The following is an 11,736-nucleotide window of genomic DNA, read 5'->3' as shown; positions in this document are numbered from 1 at the left end:
CGGCTCGACCGGTGCCGCCCGGCATTCACCCCCACCACCGAAGCGGCGGCGGTCCCGGAAACCGGCCCCCGTCCGCGCCACGGCGAACCCGTGGAACCCGCCCCTACCCGCCCGCCATCTCGCCGACGGCCCTCGCACGACGCCCGGCACACCCGCCCGCCCCGCCCCTGCCGCCGCGCCCCGGCGTGTCCCGGCTCACGCGGCCCCCGCCCGTCCCCTCCGAACGCCCAAGCGGTTCCACGGCTCCGGCGGTCCGGCCCGCACGTCCCCCGCGAAAGGAATCCGAGCATGGCACGCACGGTGGTGGTGACCGGCGCGAGCAGCGGCATCGGCTACTGCACGGCCCTGACCCTGGCGCGGAGCGGCTTCGAGGTCATCGGCACCGTCCGCGACGAGAGCAAGGGGCGGCCCCTGCTCGACGCCGCGGCGGCGGCCCGCCTCCCCGTCCGCACCGAACTCCTCGATGTCACCGACCCGGACTCCTGCCGTACGGCGTTCGAGCGGATCGCCGCACGGACCGGCGGCGGTCCCTGGGCCGTGGTCAACAACGCGGGCACCGCCCTGCCCGGCGCGGTGGACGACCCCGGGGAAGAGCAGATCCGCGTCCTGCTCGACACCAATCTCCTGGGCCCGGCGCGCATCGCCGCGCACGTCCTGCCCGTCATGCGCCGCCGGGGCGAGGGCCGGATCGTGAACGTCTCCTCCATCGCGGGACGCGTCGGCGTGCCGCTGCTGGGCTGGTACAGCGCCAGCAAACACGCCCTCAAGGCCCTCACGCACGCGCTGCGCATGGAGAACGCCAGGGACGGTGTGCGCGTCATCCTCGTCGAGCCCGGCATCATCGCCACCCCGATGTGGGAGACCGGCACCCGCCTCCTCGACGGCCTGGACGGATCCCACTTCGCGGCCGGCTACCGCGGCATCGCCCTTGCCGCGCGGCTGGCGGCGCGGTTTCCCGGCCCCGAGACCGTCGCCGCCGCCATCGAACGCGCTCTGCGCGCCCGGCGCCCCCGCCCTCGTTACCTGGTGGGCGCTGACGCGTACTGGTCCGCCGCGGCCGAACTGTGCGTGCCCTTGCGGTGGAGCGACCGCGTCAAGGAGATCTCCGTCGGTCTGCGGCCGTCACCGGTGGCCCGGCTGCTCCGGCAGGCCCGCGACTGCGGGGCCGGGCACGTCTCCCGCCGCGGTGCGTGACGGCGGCCCGTGCGCCCGCGACCCGGACGCCCGAGCAACGAAACAGCCCCACGATCTCGTCGAGATCGTGGGGCTGTGGTGTGTGTCCGAGGGGGGACTTGAACCCCCACGCCCGATAAAGGGCACTAGCACCTCAAGCTAGCGCGTCTGCCATTCCGCCACCCGGACCAGGTGTTGTCTTCGCGGGGTGTTCCCCGCGGCGACATGGACAACAATACCAAGGTTTCGGAGTGCCTTTCACCTCGCGCGTTCGCCCTGGCCAGGCGAGAGACACCGGCCGGGCGGGATCGGCCGGGCCGGCGTGCGAGCGGTGACGGAGAGCTCAGAAGTCCGTCACGGACCGTGGGCGCGGGGCCCGCCCGGTCGCCGCACGGCCGGTTCTTCGCTCCGGCCGGATCTCGCCCATCCCCTGGACACCTCGCCGGTGCGTGCGGGATAACTTCCTCATACAGTATTCGTCGACTGAGGACTGTATACAGTCGGCAATCGGGAGGCGCCGTGCGCGCCGGGTCAGGCCCGGTGCTCGCTCGCGCTCCCCTCTCGCAGTTCGCCGCACCATCCGCCGGGGCCGCCCCTGGGAAAGCCCCGGCCTCACGAAGGGAAGCGACGCACCATGCCCGAAAAGGACAGCCGGCAGGTCATCCGGGAGCAGGCACCGCCACCGGGTCGGCCCTCATCGCCGCTCGCGGGCCCCGCGCCCGCCGCTTCCGTGGCGGAGAGGCCGGCGGAGAAGGCCGCGACCGGGTCACCGGGGTCCGCGGATTCCGTCTCCGGCGGCCACCTCGTGGCCAAAGCGCTCAAGGCCGAGGGGGTCGACGTGATCTACACCCTCTGCGGCGGCCACATCATCGACATCTACGACGGGTGCGTCGACGAGGGGATCAAGGTCGTCGACGTGCGGCACGAGCAGGTGGCGGCGCACGCGGCCGACGGGTACGCGCGGATCACCGGGCGGCCGGGGTGCGCGGTCGTGACGGCGGGGCCGGGGACGACGGACGCGGTGACGGGGGTGGCCAACGCGTTCCGGGCCGAGTCGCCGATGCTGCTCATCGGGGGGCAGGGGGCGCGGGGGCAGCACAAGATGGGGTCGCTGCAGGATCTGCCGCACGTCGAGATGATGACGCCGATCACGAAGTTCGCGGCCACCGTGCCGGACACCGCGCGGGTCGCGGACATGGTCTCGATGGCCTTCCGCGAGTGCTTCCACGGGGCGCCGGGGCCGTCCTTCCTGGAGATTCCCCGGGACGTGCTGGACGCGCGGGTGCCCCGGGAGGCGGCGCGGGTGCCGGTGGCCGGGCGGTACCGGGCCTCGACGCGGTCGGTGGGGGATCCGGCGGACGTCGAGCGGCTGGCGGAGTTGCTGGTGCGGGCCGAGCGGCCGGCCGTCCTGCTGGGGAGCCAGGTGTGGACGACCCGGGGGACGGACGCGGCGATCGGGCTCGTGCGGGCGCTGAACCTGCCCGCCTACATGAACGGGGCGGCGCGCGGGACGCTGCCGCCGGGGGACCCCCACCACTTCCAGTTGTCGCGGCGGTACGCGTTCTCGCGGGCCGATGTCATCGTCGTCGTCGGCACGCCGTTCGACTTCCGGATGGGCTACGGCAAGCGTCTCTCCCCCGCCGCGACCGTCGTCCAGATCGACCTGGACTACCGCACGGTCGGGCGGAACCGGGACGTGGATCTGGGGATCGTGGGTGATGCGGGGCTGGTGCTGGCGGCGGTGACGCAGGCCGCGTCCGGGCTGCCGTCCGGGGCCGCGGCCCGGCGCAAGGAGTGGATCGAGGAGTTGCGGGGGGTGGAGCGGGCGGCGCTGGAGGAGCGGCTGCCGTGGCTGCGGTCGGATGCCGCGCCGATCCACCCGTACCGGCTGGTCAGTGAGATCGACGACTTCCTGACCGAGGACTCGGTCTACATCGGGGACGGCGGGGACGTCGTGACGTTCTCCGGGCAGGTGGTGCGGCCCAAGGCGCCCGGCCACTGGATGGACCCCGGGCCGCTGGGGACGCTGGGCGTCGGTGTGCCGTTCGTCATGGCGGCCAAGCAGGCGCGGCCGGAGAAGGAGGTCGTGGCGCTGTTCGGGGACGGCGCGTTCTCGCTGACGGGGTGGGACTTCGAGACGCTGGTCCGCTTCGACCTGCCGTTCGTCGGGATCGTCGGCAACAACTCCTCGATGAACCAGATCCGTTACGGCCAGCGGGCCAAGTACGGCGTGGCGCGGGAGCGGATCGGCAACACGCTCGGTGACGTGCCGTACGACGCGTTCGCGCGGATGCTCGGCGGTTACGGCGAGGAGGTCCGCGATCCGGCGGACATCCGGCCCGCGCTGGAACGCGCCCGGGAGTCCGGGAAGCCCTCGCTGATCAACGTCTGGATCGATCCGGACGCGTACGCCCCCGGGACCGTGAACCAGACGATGTACAAGTGAGGGAGTGCGCGGATGAGCGGCACCTACGGTGACAGCGGCAAGGCCCTGGAGGGCGTGCGCGTCCTCGACATGACGCATGTGCAGTCCGGACCGTCCGCCACGCAGATGCTCGCCTGGATGGGGGCGGACGTCGTCAAGGTGGAGGCGGTGACCGGGGACATCACGCGGCGGCAACTGCGTGACCTCCCGGACGTGGATTCGCTGTATTTCACGATGCTCAACTGCAACAAGCGGAGCATCACGCTCAACGCCAAATCGGAGCGCGGCAAAGAGCTCTTGAGCGAACTGATCCGGCGCAGTGACGTGCTGGTGGAGAATTTCGGGCCGGGCGCCGTGGACCGGATGGGCTTCTCCTGGGAACGGGTGCGACAGCTCAATCCGCGGCTGGTCTACGCGTCCATCAAGGGATTCGGGGAAGGGCCGTACACCGATTTCAAGGCGTACGAGGTCGTGGCGCAGGCGATGGGCGGCGCGATGGCGACCACGGGATTCGAGGACGGCCCGCCCTTGGCCACGGGGGCGCAGATCGGTGATTCGGGGACGGGAATCCATTGCGTCGCGGGCATTCTCGCCGCCCTGTACCAGCGCACCCGGACGGGCCGCGGGCAGCGCGTCACCGTCGCCATGCAGCACGCCGTCATGAATCTGTGCCGGGTGAAATTGCGCGACCAGCAGCGGTTGGCGCACGGACCGCTGGCGGAGTACCCGAACGAGGATTTCGGGGACGAGGTGCCGCGCAGCGGCAACGCCAGCGGCGGCGGCCAGCCCGGCTGGGCGGTGCGGTGCGCGCCCGGAGGGCCCAACGACTACGTGTACGTCATCGTGCAGCCGGCCGGCTGGGAGCCGATCGCGCGGCTGATCGGCAGGCCGGAGCTGGCCGATGACCCGGAGTGGGCGACGCCGCGCGCCCGGCTGCCCAAGCTGGCGAAGATGTTCCAGCTCATCGAGGAGTGGAGCGGCACGCTGCCCAAGGGGGAGGTGCTGCGGCGGCTCACCGCGCACGGTGTCCCCTGTGGCCCGGTGCTGTCCACCAAGGAGCTCATCGAGGATCCGTCGCTGGCCGCCAACGGGATGGTCGTGGAGGTCGAGCATCCGGAGCGCGGCCGGTTCACCACGGTCGGGTCGCCGGTGAAGCTGTCCGACTCGCCGGTGGACATCGTCCGTTCGCCGCTGCTCGGCGAGCACAACGAGGACGTGTACGGCGGCGAGCTGGGCCTGGACGAGGACGAGTTGCGGCTGCTCAAGGCGGAGGGGGTCATCTGATGCGGCACCTGGCGGGCACGGACACCGGCGCGTCGTTCTCGGGGGACGGGGGGACGAGCGCGTTCCCGGGCCCCGACCGGGAAGCCGTACGGGCGGTGCTGCGGGAGGCGCGGGCGGCGGGCCGGACGGCGCTGACCGCGCCCGAGGGGCGGCTGCTGGCCCGCGCGTACGGGATCGCGACGCCGGAGGAGGGGACGGCGGCCGACGCGGACGAGGCGGTGGCGCTCGCCGCGCGGATCGGGTTCCCCGTGGTGCTGAAGATCGTCTCGCCGGACGTCTCCCACAAGACGGACGCCGGCGGGGTGCGGGTGGGGCTCCGTTCGGCCGACGAGGTGCGGGAGGCGTACGAGGCGATCGTGCGCGCCGTGCGCGCCTACGACCCCACGGCGCGGATCACGGGCGTGCAGGTGCAGCGCATGGTGGCGCGGGGGCAGGAGGTCATGGTCGGGGTGACGACCGACCCGACCTTCGGGAAGGTCGTGGCCTTCGGTCTCGGCGGCGTCCTGGTGGAGGTGTGGAAGGACGTCACCTTCCGTCTCGCCCCCGTCGCGCGGGCCGACGCCGCCTCGATGCTGGACGACATCCGGGCCGCCGACGTGCTGCGCGGGGTACGGGGCGCGGCGCCGGCGGACCGGGCGGCGCTCACCGACCTGATCGTCCGGGTCTCGGAACTCGCCGCCGACTTCCCGGACATCGCGGCCGTCGACCTCAACCCCGTCTTCGCCGCCCCGGACGGGGCGACGGCGGCCGACGTCCGCGTCCTGCTGCACGACCGGCCGCCGGTCCACCGGCGCCGCCGCCACACCAAGGAGGACATGCGCGCCGCGATGGAGCGGCTGATGCGCCCCCGTTCCCTCGCGGTGGTCGGAGCGTCGAACGAGCCGGGGAAGATCGGCCACGCGGTGCTGCGGAACCTGATCGACGGCGGTTTCGCCGGGGACGTCCATCCGGTCAATCCGCAGGCCGGTGACGTTTTGGGCCGGAAAGCGTACCCGTCGGTGGCGGAGATACCGGGCGAGGTCGACGTGGCCGTTTTCGCCATTCCGGCGCCCGCCGTCCCCGCCGCGTTACGGGAGGCGGGCCGCAAGAAAATCCCCAACGCCGTCCTGATTTCCTCGGGTTTCGCGGAGACCGGCGAACACCGCTTGCAGGACGAGATCACGGATATCGCGGAAGAGTACGGAATCCGGCTGCTCGGCCCGAACATCTATGGCTATTACTCCCCCTGGCACCAGGTGTGCGCGACGTTCTGCACTCCCTATGACGTAAAAGGAGGCGTCGCCCTCACGTCGCAGTCCGGGGGCATCGGCATGGCCGTTCTCGGATTCGCCCGGTCCACGAACACCGGGGTCTCGGCGATCGTCGGGCTCGGCAACAAGGCGGACGTGGACGAGGACGACCTGCTCACGTACTTCGCGGACGATCCGCACACCCGCTGCGTGGCCATGCACCTGGAGGACCTGAAGGACGGCCGGGCGTTCGTGGCGGCGGCGCGCGCCACCGTCCGCGAGAAACCGGTCGTCGTCCTCAAGGCGGGGCGGACGGGCGCGGGCGCGCGGGCCGCCGGGTCGCACACGGGCGCGCTCGCCGGTGACGACGCGGTGTACGACGCCGTCCTGCGGCAGGCCGGGGTCATCCGCGCGCCGGGCCTGCGGGAGTTGCTGGAGTACGCGCGGGCGCTGCCCGTCCTGCCCACGCCCGAGGGCGACAACGTCCTCGTCGTCACGGGGGCCGGTGGTTCCGGCGTCCTGCTGTCGGACGCCCTGGTGGACCACGGGCTGCGCCTGATGGAGGTACCGGCGGACCTGGACGCGGCGTTCCGGCGGTTCATCCCGCCCTTCGGGTCGGCGGGCAACCCGGTGGACATCACGGGCGGCGAGCCGCCGGCCACCTACGAGGCGGCGCTCCGGCTGGCCCTGGAAGACCCGCGCGTCCACGCCCTGGTGCTCGGGTACTGGCACACGATCGTCACCCCTCCCATGGTGTTCGCCGAGCTGACGGCCCGGGTCGTGGCGGAGTTCCGGGACCGGGGCATCGAGAAGCCGGTGGTGGCGTCGCTGGCCGGGGACACGGAGGTGGAGGCGGCCGGCGCGTACCTCTTCGAACGGGGCGTCGCCGCGTACCCGTACACCACCGAGCTGCCGGTGGCGGTGCTGGGCGCGAAGTACCGGTGGGCGCGGGCGGCCGGGCGGCTGCCAGGGGGTGACGCGCGATGACGGCCCACGGCATCGCTCCGGAAGGGCGCCGGGACCGGGACGCCGGTCCGTTACCCCTCCCGGACGGGGAACGGATCGTCCGCGGCGCCCAGGGGCGGGTGTACCGCGTGGGCCGGACCGACCGGGAACTCCTCGGCTACCCGCGCTGGACGATGGTGCTGCTGCCCTGGGTGGCGATGCTGGCCATCAGCGTCTTCGAGTACGCCTACGGCGCGGCCGAGGCGACGCTCGCCGCGGCACACCACTGGTCGCACACCGGCACCTTCTGGGTGCTCAGCGTCTGGATCTTCTTCCAGGCGGCGGTCGCGTACCCGGCCGGACGGCTGCGCGAGAAGGGCGCGGTCAGCAGCCGCACCGCGATGCTGGCGGGATCGGTGCTGTGCCTCCTCGGCTTCGTCAGCCTGGCGCACGCCCCCGCCCTCTGGTGGGCCGTCGCCGGGTTCGGGCTGCTGGGCGGCACCGGGGCCGGGCTGGTGTACGCGACCTGCATCAACACCGTCGGCAAGTGGTACCCGGAACGGCGGGGCGGCAAGACGGGTTTCGTCAACGGCGGCTTCGCCTACGGGGCCGTGCCGTTCATCTTCCTGTTCTCCTACGGCTTCGACGCGGGCAACTACCGCGCGGTGCTGGACCTGGTCGGCGTATACGTCCTGCTGCTGACGGCCCTCGCCGGCTTCTTCTTCAAGGACCCGCCGAAGAACTGGTGGCCGGCGCATGTACCGGTGCCGGGGGCGGGGGGCCCGCGGGGTTCGAGTCTTCCGGACGCGCCGGGTGGCGCCCGCGCGACGGATCCCCCCGGTCGCGTCCGCGCGAAGGTGGCGGATCAGGACGTGCGGACGGCGCTGGCGCTGCGCAAGAACCCTCCCGCGGCCGGGCAGTTCACGCCGCGGCAGGCCCTGCGCACCGGCAGGCTGCCCCTGATGTGGCTCTGCCTGCTGTGCACCGCCGGGGTGTCCATCTTCGGGATCTCCTTCCAGGTGCCGTTCGCCAAGGATGTCGGGTTCGGGCCGCTGGTCGCCGCGTCGTCGATGGGCATCATGTCGGTGGTCAACGGGACCGGTCGCGGGGTCGTCGGCTGGGTGTCGGACCGGTTGGGGCGCCGGGTGACGCTGACGTATGTGTGCGTCGTCCTGGGGCTGGCCCAGTTCGGGGTGCTCTGGGCGGGGCAGAGCGGCAACCAGCCGCTGTTCCTCGTGTTCGCCTTCGTGTCGGGGTTCGGGGGCGGTGCCTTCTTCCCCCTGTTCGCGGCCCTGGTGCCGGACTACTTCGGCGAGAACCACAACGCGTCCAATTACGGCCTGGTCTACAGCTCGAAACTGGTGTCCGGCCTCCTGGGCGGCGGCCTGGGCGCGGCGGTCGCGGCGGCCTGGGGGTACGCGGGCGCGTACGCGACGGCCGGGTGCGTGGGGCTGCTGGCGGCGGGGCTGTCCTTGCTGCTGCGCCGCCCGGGGTCACCGCCGGGCCGGAGTGACGGGCGCGTGCCGGGGATGCCGGGCGCAGTGCGGCGGGCGGCGGGGTGAGCGCCCTCGGGGCCTCGTCACGGTGCGGCGGCGGTTCTCTCGTGGAGGGCGCCCTGCCGCGTCTCCCCCGGACGACCGGTGGGGAGCCGGTCGCCCCTCTCACACAGCGGTGTCGCCGGCGGCGGGTCCCCGCCCGGCGATCGCCTTATGGTGCTGCACGACCTCGCCGATGATGAAGTTGAGGAACTTCTCGGCGAACGCCGGGTCCAGCTTGGCGTCCTCGGCCAGCCTGCGCAGGCGGGCGATCTGGGTGGCCTCGCGGGCCGGGTCGGCGGGCGGGAGGTTGTGCCGGGCCTTGAGTTCGCCGACCTGCTGGGTGCACTTGAACCGTTCGGCGAGCAGGTGCACCAGCGCGGCATCGAGGTTGTCGATGCTGCCGCGCAGGTAGAGCAGGCGCTCGCGCGCCACCTCGTCCGCGACGGCGGTCGCGTCGCCCGCCGCCGGTGTGGTGCCCTCACTCATTGGTTCTCGCCCATTCTGGTCGGTGGTGCCTGATCGTCCGAGAACACTACCCGGCCCGGCGAAGACCGTTAAGCGCGTGCGGGGAAGCACCGGGGCGGGAGGGGGAACGACGGCGCGTGCCGGACGGGGCGCGCGGGCGCGGCGTCGGGAAGGGCGCGGTGGGAAGGGCACGGTGGGAAGGGCGCGATCCGTCCGGAGGGGAAGGCACCGCACCGGCCCGCCCGGAGGCCGATGCCGAGGCCGACGTCGCGGTGGGCTCCGCGGAGAGAGTCATGTTCGCGGAGAGCGCGGTCGAGGCCTTGGAGCGCCTCAGGACGCCTTCCGCTCGTGGTACGTACGCCGCGTGTGTTCCGTGTGGGCGCGCATCACCGCCGTGGCCCGGGCCTCGTCCCGGTCGGTGATGGCCGCGATCAACTCGCGGTGCTCGGCCCACGACTGGGCGCCGCGCTGCCGCGCCACCGGCTGGTAGTACCAGCGGACCCGCCGTTCGACCTGGCCCGCCAGCTCCGCGAGGACCGCGTTGCCGGCCAGTTCCATCACCTTGGCGTGGAAGGCGGCGTTCATGGCGACCGCCTCGTCCACGGCGTCCTCGCGCACCGCCCGTTCGCCCTCGTCGCACAGCGCGGCCAGCTCCGCGATACCGGCCGTACCGGCGTTGGCCGCGGCGAGCCGGGCGGCCTCCGCCTCCAGGAGGGTGCGGACGGTCAGGAGCTGGTCGGCCTCCTCTTCGGTGGGCTCGTGGACGAACGCGCCCTGCGCGGGGCGCAGATCGACCCAGCCCTCCGTGTTCAGCCGCTGCAGTGCCTCGCGCACCGGTTGCCGGGAGACGCCGAGGTGGCCGGCCAGTTCGCTCTCGACCAGGTGCTGGCCGGGGCGCAGGGCACGGGTGGTGATCAGTTCCAGGAGCGCTTCGTAGACGCGCTCGCGCAGCGGGCCGGGACGTTCGAGTTTCGGCACGGTGCCCGGCGGCAGCCCTGCGGACAGCATCGGCGGTTCCCCTCCATGGGCCGGGTGCGTCCCGCCACGCGGCGGCCGGTCGCCCCATCGGGTCGGGTCGGTGCCGGGCCCGATGGGCCGACCCGCCGGCCGGCGGGCGCACACCCGATGCGCCTCGGGACGCGATTGGTTATCGTCTACAGTCTACCGAGGACGCCTCGCCCCGGAACAGGCCGGACGCCTCACGTCCCGTCCGGGCCACCCGGTGCGGGAGAATCGATCCTCCGAGGTCACCCCGCCGTTCGGCGTCCGGGTGGCCGGTACGACCTCGCGTCGGCGGGCCGGGGGCCGCGACGCACGACCGGGACGGGTGGGACATGGGACGGGTCACGGAACGGCGTCGCGTCATCCGGGTCCGGGACGGTGTGGTGAGCAGCCGTCCGGACACCCTGGTCGCCGAGGAGCCGTTGGAGATCCGGCTCGGCGGCAAACCGCTGGCCATCACCATGCGCACGCCGGGGGACGACTTCGCGCTGGCGGCCGGGTTCCTGGTCAGCGAGGGGGTGCTGGGCGCCGCCGAGGAACTGGCGAACATCGTGTACTGCGCGGGCGCGACGGAGGACGGGTCCAACACCTACAACGTCGTGGACGTCCAGCTCGCCCCCGGCGTCCCGGTCCCGGACATCAGCCTCGAACGGAACGTCTACACCACTTCTTCCTGCGGTCTGTGCGGCAAGGCCAGTCTGGACGCGGTCCGTACGACCGCCCGCTGGAGCCTGACCGAGCACGAGCGAGCGGGCGCCCCCATCGGGCTCGACACCCTCAGTTCCCTCCCCGACCGGCTCCGGGCCGCCCAGCGGGTCTTCGACCGGACCGGGGGGCTGCACGCCGCCGCGCTCTTCAGCCGGGACGGCGAGCTGCTGGACGTCCGGGAGGACGTGGGGCGGCACAACGCCGTCGACAAGGTCGTCGGGCGTGCCTTGCAGCAGGGGCGGCTGCCGCTGGCGGATGCCATCCTCATGGTGTCCGGGCGCGCCTCGTTCGAACTGGCCCAGAAGGCCGTGATGGCGGGCATCCCCGTCCTCGCCGCCGTGTCCGCCCCGTCCTCGCTCGCCGTCGACCTGGCCGCCGAGACCGGCCTGACGCTCGTCGGCTTCCTGCGGGGGGCGTCCATGAACGTCTACGCGGGCGCGCACCGGCTCGCCCTGGAGTCCGCGGTCCCGACGGCCTGACCGACCAGGGAGCGCGGACCCGCCCCCTCCCCCACGGCAAGCGAGCGAATTCCGGCCCCATACGGCGCACATGCCTTGTGTCGGTACCCGGTGCCCGTTAGCTTCCTGCGCACCGTACGTCAGGACATGGGACATGGGACGTCGGATGTCCGGACGAGCCGCACCAAGCGTGGGCTCCTTGAACACGCCCGCACCGAACCGTCATACGAACCGCGCTCCCGGCATCCGCCGTGCACCCGTGACCCGCCACGCCTCGTCGGCGTGCCAGTGAGGCGGCGAGGCGCAGACCCGAAGGGCAGGTCGGATCATGACGTCAGCCGCCTTCGTACGCCGCGGCCCGCGTTCCAGACCCTGGCGGCGGCGGTGTCCCGTCGCCGCCGGGGCGGTGACCGTGGCGCTCGCGCTCCTTCAGACGATCCCCGAGCCGCCGCCCGCCCAGGCCCGCCCGGCCCCTGCCGCTTCCCCGGCGTCGCCGACCGCCCGGTCGG

8 protein-coding genes, 1 tRNA gene and 1 pseudogene are annotated in these 11,736 nt (G+C 73.0%); 7 read left to right on the top strand and 3 right to left on the bottom strand.

What is annotated here, in order from left to right:
- Positions 1–288: 288 nt before the first annotated feature.
- Positions 289–1,194, top strand: coding sequence for an SDR family NAD(P)-dependent oxidoreductase (locus ABZX96_RS35290; protein WP_355552776.1), 906 nt, complete (start codon positions 289–291; stop codon positions 1,192–1,194).
- An 83-nt stretch (positions 1,195–1,277) separates the two neighbouring features.
- Here the strand turns inward: ABZX96_RS35290 and ABZX96_RS35285 are convergent.
- Positions 1,278–1,362: transfer RNA gene (locus tag ABZX96_RS35285), tRNA-Leu, on the bottom strand.
- Between the two features lie 445 nt (positions 1,363–1,807).
- On the opposite strand from ABZX96_RS35285, the gene ABZX96_RS35280 reads away from it, so the two are divergent.
- From ABZX96_RS35280 to ABZX96_RS35265, 4 genes are read left to right on the top strand one after another with little or no spacing between them, the layout of a single operon-like run.
- On the top strand, positions 1,808–3,619 hold the full coding sequence (locus ABZX96_RS35280; protein WP_355552773.1) for a thiamine pyrophosphate-binding protein: 1,812 nt from the start codon (positions 1,808–1,810) through the stop codon (positions 3,617–3,619).
- A 12-nt stretch (positions 3,620–3,631) separates the two neighbouring features.
- A complete protein-coding gene (frc, locus tag ABZX96_RS35275) occupies positions 3,632–4,882 on the top strand; it encodes a formyl-CoA transferase (RefSeq protein ID WP_355552770.1) in 1,251 nt (416 codons plus the stop codon).
- On the top strand, positions 4,882–7,098 hold the full coding sequence (locus ABZX96_RS35270) for an acetate--CoA ligase family protein (RefSeq protein ID WP_355552767.1): 2,217 nt from the start codon (positions 4,882–4,884) through the stop codon (positions 7,096–7,098). Before frc ends, ABZX96_RS35270 begins: the two co-directional genes overlap by 1 nt.
- The gene (locus ABZX96_RS35265) at positions 7,095–8,618 is read left to right on the top strand and encodes an OFA family MFS transporter (RefSeq protein WP_355552764.1); all 1,524 of its coding nucleotides are present in this window, start codon (positions 7,095–7,097) and stop codon (positions 8,616–8,618) included. Before ABZX96_RS35270 ends, ABZX96_RS35265 begins: the two co-directional genes overlap by 4 nt.
- A gap of 99 nt (positions 8,619–8,717) precedes the next feature.
- Here the strand turns inward: ABZX96_RS35265 and ABZX96_RS35260 are convergent, their stop codons facing one another.
- Entirely contained in the window at positions 8,718–9,080 is a 363-nt protein-coding gene (locus ABZX96_RS35260; protein WP_355552761.1) for a chorismate mutase, read from the bottom strand.
- Positions 9,081–9,389: 309 nt separating this feature from the next.
- A complete protein-coding gene (locus ABZX96_RS35255; protein WP_355552758.1) occupies positions 9,390–10,067 on the bottom strand; it encodes a GntR family transcriptional regulator in 678 nt (225 codons plus the stop codon).
- Between the two features lie 326 nt (positions 10,068–10,393).
- Between ABZX96_RS35255 and fdhD the strand changes: the two genes are divergently transcribed.
- Positions 10,394–11,248: a formate dehydrogenase accessory sulfurtransferase FdhD gene (gene fdhD, locus ABZX96_RS35250; RefSeq protein ID WP_355552755.1), complete on the top strand. Its 855-nt coding sequence runs from the start codon at positions 10,394–10,396 to the stop codon at positions 11,246–11,248.
- Between the two features lie 307 nt (positions 11,249–11,555).
- Positions 11,556–11,736 (top strand): annotated as a pseudogene (locus tag ABZX96_RS35245) (hypothetical protein); the annotation flags it as partial.

The sequence above is a fragment of the Streptomyces sp. NPDC003077 genome (assembly GCF_040611095.1).
GTDB lineage: Bacteria > Actinomycetota > Actinomycetes > Streptomycetales > Streptomycetaceae > Streptomyces.
Note: the sequence above shows the minus strand (reverse complement) of the source record. Positions and strands in the feature narration are given on the sequence as shown.